The sequence below is a fragment of the Bifidobacterium crudilactis genome (assembly GCF_000738005.1).
GTDB classification, from domain to species: Bacteria; Actinomycetota; Actinomycetes; order Actinomycetales; family Bifidobacteriaceae; genus Bombiscardovia; species Bombiscardovia crudilactis.
In genome coordinates, this window is record NZ_JHAL01000002.1 from 505774 (window position 1) to 529390 (window position 23617).

Annotated in this window: 15 protein-coding genes, 1 pseudogene and 1 riboswitch; of the genes and pseudogenes, 8 read left to right on the top strand and 8 right to left on the bottom strand. The window is 58.6% G+C overall.

The genetic code is table 11. The features are described from left to right. Nucleotides 1–42 precede the first annotated feature (42 nt). From DB51_RS04410 to DB51_RS04420, 3 genes are all read left to right on the top strand, one after another. Nucleotides 43–2112 (top strand): sensor histidine kinase, encoded by a 2070-nt coding sequence (locus DB51_RS04410; protein ID WP_084674701.1) that lies wholly within the window; start codon nucleotides 43–45, stop codon nucleotides 2110–2112. Between the two features lie 136 nt (nucleotides 2113–2248). Beyond that, complete coding sequence (locus tag DB51_RS04415) at nucleotides 2249–2638, top strand: cold-shock protein (protein WP_034252151.1); 390 nt, start codon at nucleotides 2249–2251, stop codon at nucleotides 2636–2638. 47 nt (nucleotides 2639–2685) lie between these two features. Then, nucleotides 2686–3903 carry a DUF3027 domain-containing protein gene (locus DB51_RS04420; protein WP_034252153.1) on the top strand — a complete coding sequence of 406 codons (1218 nt, stop codon included), beginning with the start codon at nucleotides 2686–2688 and terminating at the stop codon, nucleotides 3901–3903. Nucleotides 3904–3930: 27 nt separating this feature from the next. On the opposite strand, the gene DB51_RS04425 is transcribed toward DB51_RS04420, so the two are convergent. Continuing rightward, the gene (locus DB51_RS04425) at nucleotides 3931–4962 is read right to left on the bottom strand and encodes a universal stress protein (protein ID WP_034253761.1); all 1032 of its coding nucleotides are present in this window, start codon (nucleotides 4960–4962) and stop codon (nucleotides 3931–3933) included. Nucleotides 4963–5101: 139 nt separating this feature from the next. Between DB51_RS04425 and DB51_RS04430 the strand changes: the two genes are divergently transcribed. Beyond that, the gene (locus tag DB51_RS04430) at nucleotides 5102–7699 is read left to right on the top strand and encodes an ATP-dependent Clp protease ATP-binding subunit (RefSeq protein ID WP_034252155.1); all 2598 of its coding nucleotides are present in this window, start codon (nucleotides 5102–5104) and stop codon (nucleotides 7697–7699) included. A 228-nt stretch (nucleotides 7700–7927) separates the two neighbouring features. Here the strand turns inward: DB51_RS04430 and DB51_RS04435 are convergent, their stop codons facing one another. After that, entirely contained in the window at nucleotides 7928–9217 is a 1290-nt protein-coding gene (locus DB51_RS04435) for an MFS transporter (protein WP_034252158.1), read from the bottom strand. Nucleotides 9218–9617: 400 nt separating this feature from the next. On the opposite strand from DB51_RS04435, the gene DB51_RS04440 reads away from it, so the two are divergent. Next, nucleotides 9618–10535: a class I SAM-dependent methyltransferase gene (locus DB51_RS04440; protein ID WP_034252160.1), complete on the top strand. Its 918-nt coding sequence runs from the start codon at nucleotides 9618–9620 to the stop codon at nucleotides 10533–10535. Nucleotides 10536–10619: 84 nt separating this feature from the next. Here DB51_RS04440 and DB51_RS04445 read toward each other — a convergent pair whose 3' ends face one another. The 4 genes and pseudogenes from DB51_RS04445 to DB51_RS04460 form a co-directional block, all read right to left on the bottom strand. After that, nucleotides 10620–11360, bottom strand: coding sequence for an ABC transporter ATP-binding protein (locus DB51_RS04445; RefSeq protein WP_051867274.1), 741 nt, complete (start codon nucleotides 11358–11360; stop codon nucleotides 10620–10622). Next, nucleotides 11357–12592 carry an ABC transporter permease gene (locus DB51_RS04450; RefSeq protein ID WP_034252162.1) on the bottom strand — a complete coding sequence of 412 codons (1236 nt, stop codon included), beginning with the start codon at nucleotides 12590–12592 and terminating at the stop codon, nucleotides 11357–11359. Before DB51_RS04450 ends, DB51_RS04445 begins: the two co-directional genes overlap by 4 nt. 314 nt (nucleotides 12593–12906) lie before the next feature. Further along, nucleotides 12907–15419, bottom strand: a pseudogene (locus DB51_RS10600) (energy-coupling factor transporter ATPase). An 11-nt stretch (nucleotides 15420–15430) separates the two neighbouring features. After that, on the bottom strand, nucleotides 15431–16057 hold the full coding sequence (locus tag DB51_RS04460; RefSeq protein WP_084674553.1) for an ECF transporter S component: 627 nt from the start codon (nucleotides 16055–16057) through the stop codon (nucleotides 15431–15433). 5 nt (nucleotides 16058–16062) lie between these two features. Further along, nucleotides 16063–16215, bottom strand: a riboswitch (FMN riboswitch). A 279-nt stretch (nucleotides 16216–16494) separates the two neighbouring features. On the opposite strand from DB51_RS04460, the gene DB51_RS04465 reads away from it, so the two are divergent. Further along, nucleotides 16495–17499, top strand: a complete 1005-nt coding sequence (locus DB51_RS04465; protein ID WP_034253768.1) for a glycosyltransferase family 2 protein — start codon at nucleotides 16495–16497, stop codon at nucleotides 17497–17499. Nucleotides 17500–17645: 146 nt separating this feature from the next. Here DB51_RS04465 and DB51_RS04470 read toward each other — a convergent pair whose 3' ends face one another. After that, nucleotides 17646–18428, bottom strand: a complete 783-nt coding sequence (locus tag DB51_RS04470) for a nitroreductase family protein (protein WP_034252166.1) — start codon at nucleotides 18426–18428, stop codon at nucleotides 17646–17648. A 164-nt stretch (nucleotides 18429–18592) separates the two neighbouring features. Here DB51_RS04470 and ppgK point away from each other — a divergent pair, with 164 nt between their 5' ends. Then, nucleotides 18593–19354: a polyphosphate--glucose phosphotransferase gene (ppgK, locus tag DB51_RS04475; protein WP_034252168.1), complete on the top strand. Its 762-nt coding sequence runs from the start codon at nucleotides 18593–18595 to the stop codon at nucleotides 19352–19354. A 516-nt stretch (nucleotides 19355–19870) separates the two neighbouring features. Further along, a complete protein-coding gene (locus DB51_RS04480) occupies nucleotides 19871–21091 on the top strand; it encodes a pyridoxal phosphate-dependent aminotransferase (protein ID WP_034253771.1) in 1221 nt (406 codons plus the stop codon). A 150-nt stretch (nucleotides 21092–21241) separates the two neighbouring features. Here the strand turns inward: DB51_RS04480 and DB51_RS04485 are convergent, their stop codons facing one another. Further along, a complete protein-coding gene (locus tag DB51_RS04485) occupies nucleotides 21242–23560 on the bottom strand; it encodes a hypothetical protein (protein ID WP_051867277.1) in 2319 nt (772 codons plus the stop codon). Between the last annotated feature and the right edge of the window lie 57 nt (nucleotides 23561–23617).

The window sequence follows — 23617 nt, forward strand, 5'->3', positions numbered from 1 at the left end:
GACAGCCTGCACAGGTGGTCGGAACATATCCGCAGACCTGTGATGAGGCAGCTGGATGCAGTTCCTCTGAGCACCAAGCTCGTGGCCTGCACCCTCGTCGTGCTGGTCATGGGGACTCTGGGCATCACCTTCGCCATACGCTATCTGGTGGGCGGATATCTGCTGGACAAGACCGATCAGCAGTTGACGCGCCAGGCATCGTTGATATTCAACAACATACGTCAGCTCAGTCAGGAAGACAACGGCAAGGGCGGAGTGGGTCCGACCGATTACTACCTGCAGATTCGCGACGCCAACTATCAGATCATGACCACCGCATTGACCCCGACACTGTCTTCGGGAGTGACCTCATCTCCTGCATTGCCGGCTTCGGGTTCGATGGGAAGCATTCAGATAGGGCAGCCCTTCACCACGACTGCGACGGTGAACGTGAGCGCCGACCACAACCAGTCGGATAGCGCGACCCTGAAGATGGCCAATGCTCCATGGCGTGTCGTCGCACTGGAGTGGCAGATACAGGGGCAGAGCAGCGATCAGGATTCTTCGCATGGCGTGCTCTTCATCGGTCTGTCCCTGAGCGACCAGTTGGACACCACGGAGACTCTGACCAGATACAGTCTGTTCGTCGGCATCGGCATCGTCCTGCTTGGCGCGTTGCTGGCGATGCTGACGATACAACGAACCCTGCTGCCCCTGAAACGCATTGAGAAAACGGCGGCCCAGATAGCGGCCGGTGACCTGTCGCAACGTATTCCGCCTGCTCCCGACAATACCGAGGTCGGTTCCTTGTCCACATCGCTCAATGCGATGCTCGCCCGCATCGAACAGAGCTTCGACGAGCAGACCGAGACGACGGAGAAGATGAAACGTTTCGTCTCTGATGCCAGCCACGAGCTCCGTACTCCTTTGGCGGCCATCCATGGCTATGCGGAACTGTACAAGATGCAACGGGATTATCCTGGTGCGCTGGAACGCGCGGATGAATCGATACAGCATATCGAGGCGTCGAGTACCAGGATGGCCATTCTGGTGGAGGATTTGCTGTCGCTGGCCAGACTGGACGAGGGGCGCGGCATCGATGTGCATCAGCAGGTGCGTCTGAGCTCAGTGGTCAACGACGCGGTCGACGATTTGCATGCTCTCGATCCAAGCAGGGACATAGCTTTCGGCACGCTCTCCATTCACGGTCCTGCGCCGGAGGACAATGTGACCGGCCTGGCCAGTCTGAACAGGAAGGCTTCGACCGGACATCCGCAATTCGGTATGGTGCAGAAAGAATCAAGTGAAGGTCCCTCCTTCGCCTTCTCTTCGGGCACCGTCCCCGATGTCACCATTCCCGGAGACCCTTCCAGGCTCCGTCAGGTGGTCACCAATATCGTGGGAAACATCCATCGCTACACGCCGAGCGATTCGCCTGTGCGCGTGGGGTTGGGCGTCATGCCGGCCTCCATCAGCGCGGCGGCGCTGTCAAGACTCCCATCGAAGGCGTCTTCGCTTGCGCGTTTCATCGAGGCCGCAGAGGTCGGCCAGGGCAACAACATGGGTACCAGGTATGCCGTGGTGCAGTTCTCCGACCATGGACCCGGGGTGCCTGAAGCCTCGCTTCATCAGTTGTTCGAGCGATTCTATACGGCTGACCCCTCCCGTGCCAGAGAGAAGGGTGGTACCGGTCTGGGCCTGGCCATTGCCTTCTCGGTGGTCAAGGCGCATCAGGGCATGATATGCGCGACGCAGACCCCCGGCGGAGGGTTGACCTTCACCGTCGTGTTGCCCTTGGGCGTCGAGGAGCGGCATGAGACCCCGACGGCGACGTCATCCTCCGACAATTATGGCGGTCGAAAAGCCAGGCAGAACGCCAAAGCCCAGGCTAAGGCACAGTCCAAGGCACAGGCACGGTCAAAGGTGTCTTCACCGTCACCGGCACAGCAGCAGGAGTCAGCGTCGTCTGCACTTCCATCCGCATCGAATGCCGGGAATTCACAGAGGGATGTAAGCGGAGGCTCGGTTTACGACTCCCGTGGCGTACAGGGACTGCAGGAGCCGCAAGCTGAGGGGATGCAAGGTGACGGCGCTGATACAGGCCTCGATAAGACCGCAAGGCACGGTTCGTAGAGGCTTCCGGCTCTCGCAGGAGTTGACCATGAGAGAACATGCATCGAGTCTGGGCTTGCGCTAGACTGGGTATTCGGTTTTCCTATACGAACACACATGTGGTGTGTGCCGATTCAGATTGCAGTGAGGAGTAGATATGCCCAGCGGGAAAGTACGTTGGTTCGATGCCGCCAGAGGCTTCGGATTCATAACCGGCGACGACGGGGAAGATGTCTTTCTTCCTTCAAGCGCGTTGCCCGCAGGCGTATCGACCCTACGCAAGGGCGCGAAGGTGGAGTTCTCGGTGGCGGAAGGCAGAAAAGGCCCGCAGGCCCTTGACCTCACTGTGGTCGGCCCCGCACCGTCGGTTATCAAGGCGACTCGGCCGAAGCCGGATGACATGGCCGCGATCGTCGAGGACCTGATAAAGCTGCTCGACTCCGCAGGCAACGGTTTGCGCAGACATCACTATCCGGCACCCGCCGATTCCAGGAAGCTGGCGACATTGCTGCGTGCGGTCGCCGATAACTTCGACGTTCAGGACTGATTATCCCGGCGTCATCACAACAATCATCGCCATCGAAGGTGTGACAGATGTCTCAACAACTCAGCGGCCCGCAAGAGCTTGCCAAATCAGTGGCGCTAGACGTTGCCTCGGAGCCCGATGAAGTGGGTGAATTCGTCGTCGCCCATGATGACGGCGACAATATCACCGATTTTCGTTTCGCTTCGCGGGTACGTGGATACGAGAACTGGCAGTGGTCGGTAACCCTGTTCCACGACGAGGAACTCGACAGCTGGACCGTGGACGAGTCCTCGCTGATACCCGCCGAGGGTGCGTTGCTTCCTCCGCAGTGGATTCCATGGAAGGACCGTCTGCGTCCCGAGGACCTATCGGTGACGGATTCCCTGGGAACGGAAGCGGACGATCCGCGCATCGAACAGGGCTTGCCCGAAAACGTCCTTGAGAGTGCCGAACGACAGATTCATGAGGGTGCCGGCTTGGAGAGCGCCGATTCTCAGTCGCCAACTGACGGTGTGGCGGATGACGGAAGTGCGGCAGACGCCGGTGCGGCCGAGAAAGAGGAAGGCGCTTCGGAATCCTCCTCGACGGTATCTTCAACATCGGTATCCTCCACTGTGTCGTCATCCATATCGGCTGACGATAAGGCGACATCCGAGGAGTTCTCCCGCAATGCCGAGGATTTGGCGGATGCCGCGGTCGCCTTCCATCTGACCAGATCGCATGTCATGACCGCAGAAGGCAGGGCGGAAACAACGAAACGCTGGTATGCAGGTCAACATGGGCCGAAGTCTCTGTCGACAAAGACCGCCGATGGACTGACCTGCGAGGAATGCGGGTTCCTGATTCCATTGCAGGGGGAGTTGGGGCGGATGTTCGCCGTATGCGCGAACAAGTGGAGCCCCGATGACGGCAAGGTCGTCTCTTTGGACCACGGATGCGGCGAGCATTCGGAAATCGAAGCCGCCGAGGCAAGCCCGCTGTGGGTGCAATCCGAACCTGCTTATGACGATGTTCATGTCGATATCGTCAGGCGCAGTCCCGTCGCGGTCTTAGGCGCTGAAAAACTCTCACCGACGACGTCAGAGCCGGCTTCGGATACGGAGCTTCCGGAAGTCGAGATACTGGAGTCCATCGAGGCCGAGTCCGCCAGCCCGACCGCAACACGCACGGCATCGAAGCGGAAAGCGACTGGGGACGTTACTCCTCGCAAGAAGACGGTTCGCCGTACGTCGAAGGCGACCAAACAGACAGATGGTGACTCCGGTACGACCTCGGAGACCGAGTGAGACGCCATTCGGTCTCAGGCGGAGTATTCAGCGCACGATGGTAACCGTGCAGTCGGTCATCGTCAGCATCTGCCTGCTGACGGACCCCAGGAAATGCGCATCGAGACCGGACAATCCGCGCGACCCCACAATCACCCATGAGGTGTGGTTTGCTGCGTGAATAAGCCCTTTCGCCGGCGAAATGTGGAAGGCATGCGTGCGCACAGTCACGGTATCCGGGATTCTGGCCTTGGCGACGAGTTCGGCGAGTGTATCCTCCGCTGTCTGCTGCCCGACTTCGATGGGTGCGATTGCGTTTTGGTAACCCGGGATATTTCCCAGTTCCTTCAACTGCCAGCAATAGAGCACATGCAGCGTGGCTTGGTGCAGGGAGGCCTCGCGTGCGGCGAATTCCAAGGCCTTCATGGACAGGCGTGAGCCGTCGACCCCGACGACGATGGACTTCGCCTTGCGCGCCTGCTGACCCTGATATTCCTCATGTCTCTGCATGCTCTTCACATCGGCGTCGGGAACGTTGCTGGGAAGGTCATCAACGAAGGCCTGCTCCATATCCTGTTCGACCTGCTCGGCGTCATCAGCCGGAATTCTGACGACGGTGACGGGCACGGTGGCGTCCTCGGCGAGCGAAGCGGATGTGGAACCCAGGAACCATCTCGCGACACGGCCGAGCGAACGTCGACCGACCACGATCTGCTGCGCCTGATGCCCGATCTCGAGAAGTGCCTCGGGTCCTGAAGCCTTGACCGGGGTGAATACCAGCGAAGCCCTGTCAACGGGAATGTCGGCGCATTCGGTGGACACCCAGCTGTTGAGCACCTTGATGATGCTTGCGCGGACCCTCGTCCAGTCCTCTTCGTCGTGGGGTTCGGCGCCGAGATCCCACGAGCGCGTCCACCCGAAAACGATGTTCACCCGTTGTTCGCTCAGTACGGACTCGGCAAGGGCCCAGCGTAAGGCGGCAAAGGATTCCCGGGAGCCATCGACACCAACGACGATGTCGGCTTCGGTGGCGGTGGCGGCGTGTTCCGTTCCTGTGTAGGTCTCGTTCTGATGCGTCATCGCCATCACCCTCCTAAAATGGTTGATATAGACCAGCATAACCGCGAATTTGCGTTCATAGCGCAATAGAGAAACGGCCGTGAATAAACGTCATCGCAAATCTGTAGAGTGAGTGACAGTTTCAAAGGGAAGGACAAGCATGTTCGAACGGTTTACCGACCGTGCGCGGCGCGTCATCGTGCTCGCGCAGGAAGAGGCTCGCGCCCTTCAACACAATTACATCGGTACCGAGCACCTCCTGCTCGGACTGATTCGTGAGGGTGAAGGTGTCGCCGCCAAGGCGCTCGCTGCCAAGGGTGTGGAGTTGGATGCCACCCGTAAGCAGGTCGAGGAAATGATCGGCAAGGGGAATGCGGCCCCGAACGGGCACATCCCATTCACGCCGCATGCCAAGCAAGTGCTGGAGCTGAGTTTGCGCGAGGCGCTGCAACTGGGCCACAGCTATATCGGCACCGAGCATATTCTGCTCGGTTTGATTCGTGAGGGCGAGGGTGTCGGCACACAGGTCCTCATCAAGATGGGTGTCGATCTCGGTGAGCTCCGCACCTCGACGATTGATTTGATTCGTGGCAGCCATGAAGGTTCCGACGCCGCGAAGGCTGATCTCGCCAACGCCGGAAGCGTGCAGAACAAGCAGGGCCAGACCGGTTCGGCCATTCTGGACCAGTTCGGACGCAACCTCACTCAGGAGGCGGCCGAAGGCAAGCTCGATCCGGTAATCGGACGCAGTGCGGAAATCGAACGTGTGATGGTGGTTCTGTCCCGACGCACGAAGAACAATCCGGTGCTGATAGGAGAGCCTGGCGTAGGCAAGACCGCCGTGGTCGAAGGGCTGGCTCAGAAGATTCATGTGGGAGACGTGCCGGAGACGCTGAAGGGCAAGCAGGTCTATTCGCTTGACCTCGGCTCCATGGTTGCGGGTTCCCGGTACCGTGGCGATTTCGAAGAGCGTCTCAAGAAGGTCCTCAAAGAGATCAAGACGCGCGGTGACATCGTGCTGTTCATCGACGAGATTCACACCATCGTCGGTGCCGGCTCCGCAGACGGTGCCCTCGGGGCATCCGATATGCTCAAGCCCATGCTGGCCCGTGGCGAGCTGCAGACCATCGGCGCCACCACCACCGAGGAATACCGCAAATACATCGAGAAGGATGCCGCGCTGGAACGTCGTTTCCAGCCGATTCAGGTTCCTGAACCTACGGTCGCGGAAACGATCGAGATTCTCAAGGGGCTGCGCGACCGTTACGAGAACCATCACCATGTGACGATTACCGACGGTGCATTGCAATCGGCGGCCGAACTGTCCGCGCGGTACATTCAGGACCGCAATCTGCCGGACAAGGCCATCGATCTGATCGATGAGGCCGGAGCGCGACTGCGTATCAAGCGTCTGACCGCGCCTCCCGAGCTTCGCGATCTTGACGAGAAGATCGCCAAGCTGAGCGAGCAGAAGGACCAGGCCATCAAGGACCAGGACTTCGAGAAGGCCGCCGAATTGCGTGACGGCCAGGAGAAGCTTGAAACCGAGCGCAAGGAGAAGGAACAGTCCTGGCGCGAGGGCGAGTCCGATGTGCGTATGGTCGTGGATGAGGACGTCATCGCCGAGGTGATTTCGTCGAGTACCGGCATACCGGTGTTCAAGCTCACCCAGGCGGAGTCGAAGAAGCTGCTCAACATGGAAGGTGAGCTGCACAAGCGCATCATCGGCCAGGATGAAGCGGTCAGCGCACTGTCTCGTTCGATTCGTAGAACCCGTGTAGGGCTCAAGGATCCCAAGCGTCCTGCCGGTTCATTCATCTTCGCCGGGCCGACCGGTGTGGGCAAGACCGAGCTCGCCAAGACGCTCGCGTCTTTCCTCTTCGATGATGAGGATGCACTGATTCGCGTCGATATGTCCGAATTCGCCGAGAAGTACGCGGCATCGCGTCTCTTCGGCGCTCCTCCGGGGTATGTCGGTTACGAAGAGGGCGGCGAGCTGACCGAGAAGGTCCGTCGCAAGCCCTTCTCGGTGGTGCTCTTCGACGAGATCGAGAAGGCACACCCGGATATCTTCAACACGCTGCTGCAGGTGCTTGATGAAGGTCATCTCACCGACGGTCAGGGCCGCAAGGTGGACTTCAAGAACACGATCATCATTCTGACGACCAACCTTGGTACTCGGGACATTGCCCGTGCCGCCAACACCGGTTTCAATCTCGGCAACAACACCGAGACCAGCTACCAGCGGATGAAGGATCAGGTCACCAGCGAACTCAAGCAGCAGTTCCGTCCGGAGTTCCTGAACCGTCTCGACGACATCATCGTGTTCCAGCAGCTCAATGAGCAGCAGGTTCGTCAGATCGTCGATCTGGACGTCAAGCAGCTCAACGACCGTCTGTTCGAGCGTCATATGTCTCTCGAACTCAGCGACGCCGCCAAGGATCTGCTCGCGCAGAAGGGCTTCGACCCGCTGCTGGGTGCCAGGCCCTTGCGTCGCGTCATTCAGCGGGATATCGAGGATGCGATTTCCGAGAAGATTCTGCTGGGCGAGCTGGGCGACAACGAGCATGTGTTGGTCGATGCCGAAGGCGAAGGCATTCTCGGCGAATTCACCTTCACCGGCAAACCCTTCGAACAGGATGCCGAAGGCAACAAGCCGGAACTGGTCGGAGCCTCGACAGGGGCCTCGAACGGTGCGGATGTCACCGATGACGGCGCAGACGACGCCGGCGCGGATACGGCGGATAGTGCCGAATAGCCGCTGAACCATTTCCGCCAGTGAAAACGGGCCACGAACTCTTGTTCGTGGCCCGTTTTCGTGTTTCTGGCGGTGCGAATGCTGTTCTGTAGGGATTGTTCGCGTGACTCGACCCTCGTGAAGGAGGCCTTGCTGCAATTCCAACGAATTCAGTTGCAATTATCGGATGAATACCTGTGAATCCCTACACAAACGCAGCTCCGCAAGAATTCAGTGTTTCGCGGAGGATTATATGTCCTCGAAACGCCCTTCTGCGGGGATTGACGTGAGACGTGCCTGCAGCCGTCTGTCATAAAGGCGGGTGGAGGGCACGGCGAACATCAGCAGCCCGCAGAACAGCGAGCCGACTCCGGAAAGCACGAAAATCCATTCCACTCCAAGCGCATCGGCCAACGGTCCGACGAATAGCAACCCGATTGGTCCGGCAATCCCGGAAAGGGACATGCACACCCCGAACACCCTGCCAAGTTCGTCTGGAGGGAAGGACTGCTGAATCATCGCCATCGGTAGCGTGCTAGGGAAGGCTATCGCCATACCTGCGAAGGCATTGAGGATGACGAAGAGCACGAATCCGCTCGATGTCCCAGGAAGCAGGCCGCTCAAGGAGAAGGCGACTCCCAATACCCCAATCGCCAGTACCACCGGCCGCATGCGGTCCTTCCATGTGCCGAAGACGCCGATGATTGCGCCGCCGACCAGTGAACCGATGGACCATACCATCTCCACCACACCAGCCTGGAACACGCTTCCCTTGAAATACTGGAAGGTCATCAGAGGATACAGGCTTGCGGCAGGCATGAACATCAAGGTGAACAGCGAACTGATAATCAGCATGGACCAGAGCCCACGTGCGCTCGCAATCCGCTTGAACCCGAATACGGCATCGGCGATGACCCGTGGCTTCTCCACCAGATTGCTGAGATTGGAGGGGATGCTGATGAGGGCCAGTATGCCCACGCCCAGCGCAGCCCCCAGAACATCTGCGAGAATCAGATAGTTGATGGGAATGAAGGCGTACAGCAGCGCTCCCAAGGCAGGGGAGACGACCATCGTCGCGGACTGCACCATGCCGAGTTGCCCGTTGATTTTGGTGATTTCGTCATCCGGCACGATGGTCGGCAGAATCGATTGAATCGTGGGCATCTGGAAGGCCTGGGCGAGTGAACGTACGAAGAGCGAGACGAATACCAGCCAAAGCGGGAAGGTGGAATTCAGCGTGCCAACGACGGAGAGAATGACCGCGAAGGCGGCAGCCACGAGGTCGGGCACGATGAGCAAAGCCTTCTTGTTCCACCGGTCGATGAAGGTTCCGACGAATGGGCTGAGCAACACCATCGGCAGCATGGCCAGCAGCGTGGCGTAGCTCAGGATCGTGGCCGAACCCGATTCCTGTGTGAGATACCAGATAATCGCGTATTGCACGATCATCGAGGTGATGCCGGTCATGAATTGGCTGAACAGAAACAGGTAACTGTTGCGTCGCCAATTCGTCATCTCGCGAAATGGTGCCTGAGCCATAGTGAAGCCTTTGCCATTGGGTGGTATAGATACGGAGACACAGCGGACTCCATGAACAACTATCGCACAGCCTGAATGAAACATGCGCATCAGCTGATGGTGTAAAGCCGCGGTAAGGTTCACCGGATGCGAACGCCCGCATGCTTCGTGTAATTCCCAATCCTTCGAAGTGACAACCGCATTAGCCTTCGTATGTGATAGACTCGCTGCGCCTGGTATGTATGAAGATGTGAGCACCCATAACGTCCGTTGAGACGTAGCACCGCGGCCGAATCCTAAGATTCGGACGGTGCGGTCCGGTGCAACCCGGTGCATTCGGCACCACCTGCCTTCAGTCGCGCTTCGCTCGGCATTCCGCAACATCACACAACACAACAACATACGTATCAAGGAACATCTGATGAATATTTCAAGACCGCAATCCGTGGATCATTCACGGGACATCGCCGACAATATGGACAATTGGAACGACCGTGCCACGGTGCACGTCGAAGGAGTGGTGAACGCCACGCGACCGGACGGCGATACAACGCCCAATGGTGCCTATGGTGATATCCAGGCCTTCATGAAGGACCCGAGGGCCATTTCCTCCGTGGTCCGCCGCGACATGGCCGTGCTGTCACCCCATCTCACCGCAGACGGGCTGGAGGGCAGCCGTCTGCTGCACCTGCAATGCCATATCGGAACAGATACCTTGAGCTGGGCCAGACTTGGGGCTTCGGAAGTATGGGGATTGGACTTTTCCGAGACGTCGCTGTCTTATGCCAGGGATATCTGCGCCCGGGCAGGGGAGAGGATTCACTTCGTGCAAAGCGATGCGCGATATGCATCCGAAGCGATGCCTGAGATGCGCGGCACTTTCGATGTGGTGGTGACCAGCGTCGGCACGATTACCTGGCTGCCTGATTTACGGGACTGGGCGCAGTCCATCGCTGATTTGCTCACCGAAGGCGGCGTGTTCATGATCCGTGACACGCACCCGATGCTCTTCGCCCTCGATAATGATGGACTGACGGTCGTGCAGGACTATTTCAGTGGTACGGAGACCTCGTACGATTCGGACTCATCGTATACCGCGGGTTCCGAAGGCGGCATCACCCATACGCGCAACCATAATTGGGCGCACGACTTCCAGGAGATTACGTCCTGCCTTCTGGCGGCCGGGCTGAGTATAGAAGCCCTTGGCGAGCATCGGGACATCGATTGGAAGGCGTTGCCGATGCTGGTGCACGGACCGGAATCCGAGGACAGCTGGCGTATGCCCGAAGACATGCCGTCCGTTCCGTTGAGCTTCTCGGTAGTCGCCAGGAAACGATAAGGAAACGGTGTGTGCCATGGTCCAACAGGCACACACCGTCCGGCACGTATATCGCCCTTTGCCGCAAAACCTACCTAGGAACGGTCAGACCTGCTGTGAAGCCTGTTCCGGTGTGCTTTCCTGCAACTTGCCGTCCTGGATGGTGAGTACCCGGTCGCACTCGCCGAGCAGACGCTCGTCGTGCGTCACCATCACCACTGCGGTGTGCTCCCGCCGCGTGGCCTGTGCGAAGATGTCGGCAACGCCCATCGCCCGTGAAGTGTCGAGGCTGGCGGTGGGCTCATCCGCAAGAATCACCGCAGGACGTCCGTACAAGGCCACGCATATGGCTGCACGCTGCTTCTCGCCGCCTGAAAGTTCGTCGGGGTACTTTCCGCGGAGTTTCTCGATATCCAAATCCTCCATCAGACTTGCTGCGCGGCGGGCGTCGTACTTTTCGTGGGCATAGGAGGAATGGAGTTTCAATTGTTCCTCAAGCGTCAGGAAAGGCACCAGGTTCGAGGATTGCAATACGAAACCGACGGTGCTGAAGCGAAGCTGCGCGAGTTCCTTCCTCGACATACGGGAGTATTCCTTGCCGTCCAGACTCACCGAGCCGCCCGTCGGTTGCTGCAATCCTCCCATGATGGTCAGCAACGTCGATTTCCCGGAGCCACTGGGGCCTACGACGGCCACGAATTCGCCGGCATGAATGGTGCAGGTGGTGGGAGCGAGCGCATGCACGGTTGTGTCACCGTCCGGGTAGTCCTTGTAGACGTCTTTGAAGGCGAGCACCTCCGTGGAGGTGGAGGACGTCTGTTCGTCGTTCGTGTTCTTGATGGTCATGACAAAGCCTCGATAGCGTCTATGGATGAAACGGCTCGTGCGGAGAACGCCGCGCCGATAAGACTGAAGAGCACCAGCACGCCCGAAATGATGGCGAACCAGTAGGTGCTTACCGTGATGGGAACGGTGACCGGCATGAAGGCGATGGTCAGCAGGGAGAGCAGCAGACCGACAAGCGTGCCGATGACGGAGAGTATCAGCGTCTGCGCGAGTATCGAGCGGGAGATGAAGCTGTTCGAGTAGCCCTGCGCCTTGAGCACTCCGAAGAGGTGACGCTTGTGCATGGTCAGGATGTAGATGAAGATGCCCACGACCAGAGCGGACACGCCGACCAGGAATCCTATCATCAGGGCGAAGGTGAGCACCTGCGCCTGATATCCGGGAATGTTGTTGATGAAGGACTGCATGTCGAGTGAAACCATGCCATCTGGCACCGAGACCTTGGCCGAGGCGTCGCGAATGACCAGACCACTGGCCACGACCGCGTCATCGGAGCTTGCGCTTGCGGCATTCCGCGTCGATTGCTGCTGGGTGTTGGCGCTGGTGGCGGTTGCGGTGCTCGATGAATCGGCGGTGGCTCCGGTGACGCTTGCATCCGAGGACATCGAAGCATAGGCCGAGGGGAGTGTGAAGGTGCCGTTGCGTACGTAGATCACCGGCTCGGTGTTGTATTCCGCGGTTTTGGTGAATCCTACGATTTTGTAGGTGTATCCGGCCCGGCCGACGCTGACGCTGTCGCCGAGCTGGACGCCGTCCTTGGTGGACAGGCTTTCGCTGGCGACCGCTTCCTTCTCGTCGGCGGCGTTGCGTCCACTCACCAGTTGCGGTATGAGGGTCGAATCCTCGCGCACGCCAAGCAACACGGTGTTGAATCCTTCGCCGCTGGTGCTTCCGGACTCCTTGATTTTCGTCACCGCCTGCAGCACACTGACCGGCTCGATGTCCTTGGTGCCGGATTTGCCGGTATTGTCGGTGCCGGTGTTCGCGTCAGTGCCGAGTACTTTGGATTCCTCGGCCCTGGTCACTGACGATGATACGAGGTTGCCGTTCGCGTCGTCCGACAGCAGGATGCTCGACGCATTCCAGGCATCGACCGATGTGCGATTCGCTTGGGCGAGACCATATGACAGCGCTGTCAAAAAGAACGACAGATACCCGACGAGTACGATAACCGCCAGTATCAAGGCGTAACGCCCCTTTGAGTGGCGGATTTCCTTCCATGCAAGTTGCATGCATCCCCTGCTTCCCCCGATATGAACGTCGGATTAGGTGCGTCGCATGGCTTTGGCGGTCTGACCTCGGACGGGCCAGTTCCCCAACCGCCAGAGTCCTGCGATAATTCCTCGACCAACAATACGCATCGTCATATGTCCCCGTAGGATTCACGCCCTAAGAGTATGAAGACCGTAAAGAATGCTGATGGTGTTCGGTCTGATGGGTGCTTGAAACCGATACGTTGAGATAACTGCACTAAAAGGACAGCAAATTAGCCAGAATTTCTCTGGAAAGCTGTCCTTTTAGTGCAGTTATCTCATTGGGGGGACTCTTATAACAGCACCAGCAGCGCCAGAATATAGCAGACCACCAGTGCGGAGAACACGCCATCGCGTTTCGACAACCGCAGCACTCGCAGGTGCGTGCGATTGGCCCCGCCCTCATAGCATCGCGCGTCAAGCGCAAGACCGAGATTGTCCGCATGACGCAATGTCCCGGCGAACACCGGAACGATGATGGCGGTGACCGCTCTGATGCGTTGCAGAGGACCGCCGCTTTCCACACTGCCGCCCCTCGCCGCCTGAGCGTCCATCACGGAAGCAGTTTCCTTGGTGAGGATGGGAATGAATCGCAGAGCCAGAGACATCACCAGGGAAATCTCATGAGTGTGCATACCCAGCATTTTGAAGGGTTTGAGCAGAGACTCGAAGGCATCGGTCATCTGTGTCGGAGTCGTGGTTTGCATGACCACCGCACCAAGAATGATGACCATGGCGAAGCGGCATGTGTACAGCACGGCGCTCCACATCCCACCGCTGCTGAGTGTCAGGGGCCCCCATTGCATGAGAATCGTCCCTGTATGCACGACGAGCAGGTTGAGCAGGCCCATGATGACGAACATCGCCAGAAAGACACGAACCGAACGCAGAATGCGCAGGGGAGGGATACGCGACGCCGCCGTGACCACAAGCGTCATCATCGCGCCCAGGGCGAGCTGGTAGGGAGTGGTGATGAAAAAGGCGGTGAGCATCATCGCCAGGCATCCCAGCATTTTCGCTCGCGGGTCAATGCGAGCGAAGCTCGAAGAAGCCTTCGGGTCATCGCCCACGGTGCCGGCATCTGTCACATCGGTGCGGCTGCGGCCATGGGTGTCCAGAGTCGCCGATGTGTCGTGCTTCGCCCCGGTCGAGGGCGTGGCGGACAGCGGATGCCGGTACTCGTTCAGCACCTGCGCGGAGGCACCGAATGCCTTGACCTCGCCTTCCTCTAGCCACAGAGTGCGATGGGCGAGCGTTCGGGCATCCTCCAGTGAGTGGGTGGTCATGATGATGGTGACGCCGCGCTCGCTGAGATCCTCTATCAGGGCGTTCATACGAGTCCTTGCTGCGGAGTCGAGGTTCGCGGTCGGCTCGTCCATCACCAGAACATCAGGCGTGCAGGCGATGACACCGGCTATGGCGGCCAGACGCTGCTGGCCACCTGACAATTCGAATGGCGAGCGATCGCGCAGCCCCGCGATGCCGAGGAATTCCATCGCCTGATCTGCTCTGTGACGGACTTCCTGTGGTGAATACCCGAGGTTCTTCGGGCCATAGGATACGTCATCAACAACCGTGTCCGCGAACAGTTGCCGTTCGGGATGCTGCATGACATAGCCGACCCGGTGCCGCAAAGCTTTGAGTGCCTTGCGACCGGCGCTTTTGCCCTTCCGGGTCACAGGGATTCCGCAGACCCTGATGGTGCCCGTCGTGGGGGCAGCCAAGGCACATAGAGCAGTCTGGAGAGTGTGGATTTTCCCGAACCGTTATGCCCTACGATGGCGATGACTTCGCCCCGCTGCGCTTGGAACGACACATCGCGTAGAGCATCGTGATCCCCGTCGCCGAACCGAAAGGAGACATGCCGGGCATAGATGACCGTCCCTTCGGAGACCTCGGCCTGCCAGGACATGGAGGACGGCGGCAATGGGGTGGGGCCCTTCAAGCCGTTTGCGGCTTGCGGATGCTCACGCAGGGAATCTACTGGCCCGGATTGCGATGCATCGGGAAGGTCTGAAATACCCGGAACACCGCATGCATCGAGGATGTGAGCGTCATGATGCACTCCCGATGATTTGTCGAGTGCGGATTGCAACGAGGCAGGTGGGCAGTCCGCGATAAGCGTCCCGTGATCGAGAACGATTACGCGGTCTGCCGCCGAGAGGTCCTCGACGTCATGAGTGACATGCACGATGGCGGTGCCTCGCGATGAGAGTTCATCAAGGACCTGCATCACATCCTGCCGGCCCTCGCTGTCCAACATGGCTTCGGGCTCGTCAAGTACCAGCAGATCGGGATGCATCGCCAGAGCCCCGGCAATCGCCACCCGCTGCTGCTGTCCTCCGGACATCTTCGTGGGGTCGCGCAGGGCGGAACTCGCCATGGAGACCTGTTCCAGCGATTGCCCGACCCGTTCGATAATCTCATCGCGTGGAACGGAGAGATTCTCCGGCCCGAAGGCCACATCGTCCTTGGTCACCGTGGTGACGATCTGGTCCTCGGTGTTCTGGAACACCATGCCGATGCGATGTCTGGCCTGTCTATAGCTTTCGGCGTCTATCGCACCGTCGTCGAAGCTTTCCGTACCGAAATAGGATACGCGCCCAGCATCGGGGCTGACGAATGCCGCGATGATGCGTGACAGTGTGGACTTCCCCGAACCGTTGGCCCCTACGACGAAGATGCGCTCGCCTGCGTGGATGTCGAGGCTGATATGACGCAATGACCAGGTGTGCCCGCGGTCATAGCTGAATGCGACATCGCGAAGACTGACGATGCATGACGATGAATCTGACGATTCCTTCATACGTACCGACCTCAGCGATGGACGAGCATCGAAATCGGCTTGTAGATCAGGAAGGTCACCACGCCGTGGATGGCGAGTTTCATCAGGTTGAAGGGCAGGAGGACGGGCAGAATCATCGTCGCCACGGCGCTGACCGAGATATTGGCATAGAGCGGTGTGATGATGAGGTTGCCGATGATCGCCACGGCCAAGGCGCACACCGAACCGACGATGATGCCGAGCAAGGCGCCCTTGCGTGTATGTACGCGGCGGTAGACGAGAGATGCGGGAACGCTTAGCGACAGTGCCACGGCAACAGCCATCAAGGTTCCGTATGGGTCGGTGAAGAGGTGTGGCACCCATGACAAGATACTGACGAGAACGGCCGCCATCGGCCCGAAGGCGAATCCCGAGATTAGCGACACGATGCCGGAAGGATCGTATTTCAGATACGGTGCCGCCGGGAACAGCGGCAGTTCGATGAAGCTGGCCACAATCGACAGCGCCACGAATAATGCGTATATGGCGATTCTCCGTGTCGACCAGCGTCCCTCCTGCACATCGCTTGTGGAATGCGGGTCCCTCTTCGGAGACAACGGCTGATGCGAGGAATTTCGCGGAGTGTTTGCGGGTTTGGACCCGTCTGAAGGCATGCTCATATTGAGCCTCGTTTCTTTCATCCGGACTGTAACCGTTGGCCTCGGATTCTCACCGAATCAGCCGCTTGCGCGGGTCGCGGGCTTCGGCATATCGCTGTTATGACTCTCGGCGTTGCCGTTACCGCCAGTAAGGAGTTGCACCTTCCCTGAAACTGACGACATAAATTTACCACACCGTATTCATCTCACCGTGTGATTCTGCTCGCGTGGGGTGATTCCACAGGGTACTGGGCTGCCTGCAATATGCATGTGCCACATGACTATGGTGCGTCATGCGAATCACCTTGGGAGAGTTGTCGTAGCGCCGCTTGTTGCGCCGAGAAGACTAGCGCGCAGGCCTGCATACGGCACGGCAGCGAGGATGTCAGGAAGAGGGCAAGGCACTCGAATGCACTTGACCTGACTCTTCCCAGCACTCCGGAATGCGGGCAACCGTCATGCGTGCAAGAATGGTGAGCATGGATAAAGTGGCAATTGTTGTGGTGACCTATCGCAGGCAGGAACTGCTGGCGACTCTCTTCGAATCGATACTCAACCTCACCAAGGCTCCCTGGCGAGTGGTGATCGTCGACAACGAGCATTCCGATACGACCAGGCAGATGGTCGAGGAATTCGAGAGCGCGGTCACCGGCCAATGGGGCAAGACCATCCCGGATTCGTCGGGCGAAGACAGCAGGGTCGTATACGCTCCGCAAAGCGACAATCTCGGGGGGGCGGGCGGTTTCTCAGCAGGGGTAAAACGAGCCTACGAACTGGGTGCCCAGTGGTTCTGGGTGATGGACGATGATGTGGCCGTCGAACCCGAAGGACTCGACAAGCTTGCCAAGTGGTCGGACAAGCATGAGGTCATCCAGGGGTCACGTCTCGACTATGACGGCGGTCCCTTCTACTGGCAGTACCATTTCATCGTGTCGCTCGGCATTCCCGATCCCATCGCACCCGCCGCGTTCGGGCAGGCGGGCTACCGGGTGATGAACACCATGTGCTTCGAGGGCGGATTCTTCTCCAGACGAGTGGTTGAGCGCATCGGATTCCCGGACCCGCGCTTCTTCATCTATTGGGATGACACCCTGTACGGCTATCTTGCCAGCAAGGTCACCACACCCATCGTGGTGCCTGATGTGGTGATGCGACGTACCCGCGAAATCGGCAACTGGGATATCGCAGGTGTGCGTCAGCTCAATTCGACGTCTGATATGAACCGGTACCACATCATGCGCAACAGAGGGTACATGGCCCGGTACTTCATGCAGCACGGCGATTACCGTCCGGCCCTGTTCGCCCTGGGGACGGCAGCAACCTTCACGAAGGAACTCATCAGGCTCGTGGCCGTTGACCGCAGCAGTTTTGGCAGCGGCGTCAAGAAGCTCGTCACTGGGTGGTGGGACTCCAGAAAACTCCTCCATGACCCCGAGTGGAAGCCCATGCCCCCTCTGAAATAGGGGAGTGATGCGTTTCTGTAGGGATTTGTGCGTAGACCATCGGTGCAAGGCCAGTGATTCGGCTGTTTTCCAGTGCCTACGAGCTCGATATATCTATAAATCCCTACACAAACGACAGATGAGCGTGAAGTGCATGCGAATTTCGGCTAGGGGCGGCTGAATGAAGCCTCGTTTCCCCATTGCCAGGTGCCTCCGCCGGCTCCAATCTGAAAATGCAGCTTCGCGATTCCCAAATCGTTGAGCAGAAAGCGGCCGGAAGCATCTGACGCGATGAACGCTTTGGCCGTGCCTGTGGCGGCGTCATAGAAGAACCGCGTGGTCTGAGCGTTCATGGCCGAAGGTGCCTTCAGTGCGGCAGTGACGCCGTCCTTGAACCAGTCCGGCGCTGCTTCGACTTCGGCGGCGCTCATGTCGGGTGTCGCCTCTGCCAAGGAAATCGAAGGACGATGCTTCGATTGAATTTCACGAAGTTCCTTGAAGTCGCTGCGGAGCAACTGAGCCTGGTCTATCGGATACCCGATGGTGATACCCAGATACAGCTCCTCGCCAGGTAATATCGAGCAGCGTTGTGCGGCAGCCTGACGGTCCCAGCTGCCCGCCACCCATCCCGTGCCAAGACCGTAGAGCGTTGCGGCCAGCACGATACGCTGCGCATAGAAGCCTGCCTGTTCATATGCCTCCGGGGATTCTTTCGGCCCCACGACGGCTATGACATTGTTGGCGTTCCTGAAATGGCCTGAGGCGTTCGCTTCTGCGAACACGTCGGGACAGTCGCTGATGAGCTGGATATGCAGACCCGAGAGAGTGTTCACTGCGGAGATCGTCGTGTCGAGTTTTCTGATGTGATCCTCGGCTAGTGAAGTGGGATCGTAATTTCTGGTGGTGGTGCGGATGTCGATCGCGTCGATGAGTCGTGGTTGTTCTGCCATCACTCTATTATTATGCCTACATGAAGAAAATCCACCATCGTGTCGCCGTTCAGTGTGGCCTATGGGATGCGGTGGGGATATGATTCATACGCACCGCTCCGACACCCAAAGTCTCGGCGGGTGTATTCGGGCACGAAGAGTTTCCAGCAACAAGGAGATCAAGGATGATTGAGACAGCGCAGGCATTTGGCATTGATATTGGAGGATCCGGCATCAAAGGTGCTCCTGTCGATCTGAATATCGGAGATTTCGCCGAGCCACGTTTGAAGATTCTGACACCAGAGGAATCAACCCCTGAAGCCGTTGGCGCTATCACCAAGCAGATGCTCGAGCATTTCGAGGTTCCTGATGACGTACCTGTCGGCATCGCGTTTCCTGCGCCTATCAAGCCCGGAAAACCCTTGGATTTCATGGCTAATCTCGATAAGTCATGGCTTGGCGTGGATGTTCAGGCGGCGTTCAGCGAAGCCTGCGGTCGTCCTGTGAAGCTCGTCAACGATGCTGACGCGGCAGGCCTTGCAGAAGTGCAGTTCGGTGCGGCGAAGGGCGAGAACGGCCTGGTCATTGCCACCACGCTGGGCACCGGCATCGGTACCGCCATCATCTATGACGGCGTGCTGGTCCCGAACAGCGAGCTTGGGCACCTGACGTTGAAGGACCAGGATGCCGAGAAGTATGCCGCCGCTTCTGTGCGTGAGCAGAAGAACCTCGGATACAAGAAGTGGGCTGGTCGCCTGACCAAGTACTACGGCCTTCTGGAGACCTATCTCAATCCCGACCTGTTCGTCGTAGGCGGCGGAGTCAGCCGCATGAGCGAAAAGTTCCTGCCTCTTATTGATATCAAGACCCCGATTGTCCCGGCCAAGCTGCGTAATCAGGCCGGTATCGTCGGCGCGGCGTACTTCGCCAGCATTCATCAGGACTGATGCCGATGGCAGGCTGCTTCGCCTGCCGAGCCGGTGATTTGAGTTGCATCACATACGAGGAGCACTGTTAAGACCATAACGCGGTTGTAACAGTGCTCCTTTTCATATGGGAGTAACAAGGCAGTGCAGATGGCTATACGGCTACCCACGAGTATGCGATTCACTGTCTGCAGAGCGCGGATTACGGCGAGTCATGCGGGTGGAGGCACATTCCCCAACGGAATTCCGTCGCTCTTGGCAGCCCTCGAAGAAGCAGGAACAGCAGTCAATCAGCGTATTTTGCGTGCTTGTGCCATGATGCGGCACGAAGCGTCGCATTTGTGTAGGGATCGTCGCGTAGCCCAAGGCAGTCGTATGCCGGAAGGCTTGCAATTCCGTCGCACATTTTCGTGATGGTTCGAGTCTCGTGGAAAATCCCTACACAAACGGAATCGAAGGATGCGCAGCACCGTTTCCGGCCACGTTTTCTCTGTACTGCCTACGGTTCGGCGTAGTTTTGATACGGTGAACACAGCAATACGCTTTTCCTCAAGAACCGTTCCGTTCGAACCGAATCCCATCGCACTCGCCGAGGCCGACATGAACCGTGCCGGACGTACGCTGCGCAAACTCAACGATTCCAATCCCACCAAGCATGGGCTTGGGCCGAAGAGCATCGAAGGCGCATACGATGCCGACCCCAAAGGCCCACGGCAGGCACGCGAAGCCCTGTCGGTGATGGTGAACTCACGGAATCGGCGATTCGCTGACGGATGGGGAGACGACGCTCCCGCCCAGCACGTAGACCCCGCCTCGCTGTATCTGCTCAGTTCGACATCACAGGCCTATTCATGGCTCATCAAGCTGCTCTGCGACGCAGGGGATGCCGTGCTGGTACCGAAACCCGGGTATCCGCTCGTGGAATCGATAGCCCGACTTGAGTGTGTGGAGGCCCTGAGCTATCCCTTGCGGTACGACGGTTCCTGGACGATAGACGTAGCGGCCATAGCCGGCATGCTCGAATCCGACACGCATGGGCGTATACGGGCATTGATAGTAATCAACCCCAACAACCCCACCGCATCCTACCTTCGTGAAGAGGAGCGTGAAGCCATACTCGCGTTGTGCAGACGGTATGGTGTGGCCATCATCGCCGACGAAGTGTTCTACGAGTACGCCTTCGCAGATGAGCAGGACTGCCCGAAACGACGGCGATTCGCCGGGGAACCCTCGGTATTGACCTTCGCCCTTGACGGATTCTCCAAACTGCTCGCAGCGCCGCATGCCAAGGTTGGATGGATTCAGCTTTCAGGACCGGATGCCGATGTGCGCGAGGCTACGTTGAGATTGGACGCCATAGCCGACGACTATCTGCCCATGAGTTCCATCATCGCCGACCGCATCCCGGAGCTGCTGGGAATAGCGGACTCTCAGTTGGACCTGGTGGGGCACAGAGTGAGCGGGAATCTGGCGACGCTCAGGCAGATGCTCAAAGAGGATGAGCATGGTCTGGTCAATGTGCTTCATGCCGAGGGAGGATGGAATGTGCTGCTGCGGTTTCCCGCGGTCATCGATGAGGATGAACTGGTGATTGCCTTGATGCGCGATTGCGGTCTGACCGCTCAGCCCGGCTATTTCTTCGATATGGATTCCAACGGTTTCCTGGCATTGTCCCTGTTGCCAGAACCCCCTGAATTCGAACGCAACGTCGGTGATGTGCTGCAGGAGGTGAATTCTCGAATCGCTTCGATGTCCTAATCCACTTTGAGATGATAACTGCACTACAAGGACAGCTTTTCCGAGAATTATTTCCGTATTGCTGTCCTTTTAGTGCAGTTATTCTATTTGGCTGCCCTGTGCACACCAAACCTGAAGAGTCCAACGGCTCCTGCTCCCGTGAAGCCGTGTTCAGAAGCTGAACCAGCTTTGCATCTGAGCGTAGGCATCGGGATTGGCATGCATGCTGATTGTCGCACCGGCGAGCAGGCTCGTCAACAGTCCTGCCAGCACCAGAACCGTCATCAGGCTGATGACAAGACTCCTTGCACAACCCGCACGGTAGGCGTGCCCTCTTCCGACGGCTTGCGAGGCAGACGGCTGCGATACCGTCGCGAGGCCGGGAGCATTAGGGTTCGCTCCGTCGCGTCGCTCCGCGACGGCGGCTATGACCATAACCGAGCTCAATCCGAGTAACCATCCGAAATCCGCCATGTAACGCCATACGAAGCCGCCTGCATATGCGTCGAAAACGATGATGAGCACAGCGAGCGCCGGCATCGAGCATGCGAGTCCGAACAAGCGGCGAGAGCGCAGCGTGCGCCGCAATGACGGCAGCAGCAGCAGGACGATGAGCACGGGGCATAGCAGCAAAATTCCGCCTACGCCGCTTTCGGTGTACTGCCAGTGGGGAAGCGGGGCGGGAGCATAGGAAATCCAAGGGAAGCGACTGCCGAAACTTGGCGGCTGGGCGAGGTAATAGCCCAGAATGTGGGGAATGTTGCCCAACGGTGTCTGGTATGTCTGCAGATTCACCACCGTCATCTGATTGAGATTGCCGAAGTTCAGAGGAGAGCCGAAACGCCAGAGGTTGTACGTCAGGGCCCCTATCACGGCCAATGCGGCAGGGAGCACCGCGCTGGCGGCGAACAGCAGCAGTGCCTGTACGCGTTTGCCCGCCTGTATGGTTCCCGCGTACCGGTACTTGACGTGTTTCACGGAAAGCAGCGCCACAATCTCATCCCAGAAGATAGGCAGCGCCAGCAGGCATGCCAGGATGAACTGAGGTCGGCACGCCACATTCGCCCCCAGGCACAGGGAGCCCAAAGCCACGCGTTTCAGCGACAGGGTCGTGGTGAGGTCGCCCCGGAGCGTTGCCTTGATATCGGTGAATCGCCACATTCGCGTACCGTCGTGGGTGCTCACCCGACGTGCGCCAAGCCATATCCACAGCCCCAGTGCACTGAGCGCCAACGAGGCGGCGAAGGGAACCGTGTAGAAGTTGGCCTTATGCCAGAGGTACACCAGATTCGAAGCGGTGATAACGGTGATAGACCCCAGTGCCACGACGGCGAGGGGCATGGCTTCGAAATGCCGATTGATGATGCGAATGACGAGCAGAATCATCAGCACCATCGCGATGAACAGCAGGAGTGCGTTTGCTGCCTCTGAGGGCAGCATCAACCCGCCGGGAACCCACAGCGAGGTGATGGCCTGGTATGGCAGGAACAGCACAATCGCAGGCAGCACGCCGAAGTATGAGTACCAACGACCTTCGAATAGCACATAATCCCAGTAGAGAGGCTGCACACCTTGGTCAAGCAGTTTCTGCCTGGTGGCGATGTCCAGTGGATTCTGGCTGAGCAGGAGCTGGTCGGGTACCTTGAGATCAAGCCACGGTCGGCCGTGGAGCAGGGCATCGGCAATGTAGCCGTACTGATTGAAATCGTAGGTGTAGCCGTTGGCGTTGTGGAATATCTGCTGACCCGGCCATGCGATGGAGCCGACGATAACCGAGATGGCAAGCAGGGCGAAAGGCGTCAGGACTCCGCATAACAGCAGACCCTGTCGTCGATTCCCGCTGCGCAATCGAGTTCTCCACAGCCAGGAATGAGGCAGAAAGGCCAGTATGATGACGGCGATAACGGCCAGTAGGGCTACGCGCAGTATATTGACGCGGAACGGAACTCGTGGGTTGATATCAAGTCCCTTGACGCCTACGGTGCTGCCGGTGGGCTCCTGAATCCACAGGCGTAGCCCTTCGCTGCTCTTCCCGGGCGCAGGGCTCCTGATATAGGTACTTGCATCCACGTTTTCGCGTACGGTCACGACGTTCCCGGCATCCCAGAACTGCTGGTCGTCCGAGTTTTCGGCGAGCGCGTCGAGTCGGATCTGAACGCTGGAGTCCCTTTGCGTTGGTTCGGCGTCGTCTTTCCCGCCCCGTGCATCGCTGAAGGTCACATGCACATACCCCACCTTCGTCTTGACCCGCTCCACTTGGATATAGGCCTTGGTGGGCTCCGTCACGGTAAGGGTGCCATCGGCGTTTCGCTCAAGCCCCGAGCCGATGAGGGTGGAGGATTGCGAAGACGCCTGCTTTCCCGCAGTGGTCAAAGAGAGGAAATGAGGCATGTTGAACAGCAGCAGTTCAGCTATCAGCACTGCCATCAGGGCCAGAAGGTACCGCCAACGATGACGAGGGCGCGGCTTGAGAGGGCGGGGAGCAATCACGACCCCATTCTATACGGGAGGTTTACCTCTGCCCCCTGTAGTTGGTTTACTCGGTGT

Coding starts and splice junctions, on each gene's coding strand:
- DB51_RS04450 (WP_034252162.1), bottom strand. CDS start 12,592: ATGCAACTTGCATGGAAGGAAATCCGCCACTCAAAGGGGCGTTACGCC.
- DB51_RS04440 (WP_034252160.1), top strand. CDS start 9,618: ATGAATATTTCAAGACCGCAATCCGTGGATCATTCACGGGACATCGCC.
- DB51_RS04470 (WP_034252166.1), bottom strand. CDS start 18,428: ATGGCAGAACAACCACGACTCATCGACGCGATCGACATCCGCACCACC.
- DB51_RS04465 (WP_034253768.1), top strand. CDS start 16,495: ATGCGTGCAAGAATGGTGAGCATGGATAAAGTGGCAATTGTTGTGGTG.
- DB51_RS04460 (WP_084674553.1), bottom strand. CDS start 16,057: ATGAGCATGCCTTCAGACGGGTCCAAACCCGCAAACACTCCGCGAAAT.
- DB51_RS04430 (WP_034252155.1), top strand. CDS start 5,102: ATGTTCGAACGGTTTACCGACCGTGCGCGGCGCGTCATCGTGCTCGCG.
- DB51_RS04435 (WP_034252158.1), bottom strand. CDS start 9,217: ATGGCTCAGGCACCATTTCGCGAGATGACGAATTGGCGACGCAACAGT.
- DB51_RS04410 (WP_084674701.1), top strand. CDS start 43: ATGAGGCAGCTGGATGCAGTTCCTCTGAGCACCAAGCTCGTGGCCTGC.
- DB51_RS04425 (WP_034253761.1), bottom strand. CDS start 4,962: ATGACGCATCAGAACGAGACCTACACAGGAACGGAACACGCCGCCACC.
- ppgK (WP_034252168.1), top strand. CDS start 18,593: ATGATTGAGACAGCGCAGGCATTTGGCATTGATATTGGAGGATCCGGC.
- DB51_RS04420 (WP_034252153.1), top strand. CDS start 2,686: ATGTCTCAACAACTCAGCGGCCCGCAAGAGCTTGCCAAATCAGTGGCG.
- DB51_RS04445 (WP_051867274.1), bottom strand. CDS start 11,360: ATGACCATCAAGAACACGAACGACGAACAGACGTCCTCCACCTCCACG.
- DB51_RS04415 (WP_034252151.1), top strand. CDS start 2,249: ATGCCCAGCGGGAAAGTACGTTGGTTCGATGCCGCCAGAGGCTTCGGA.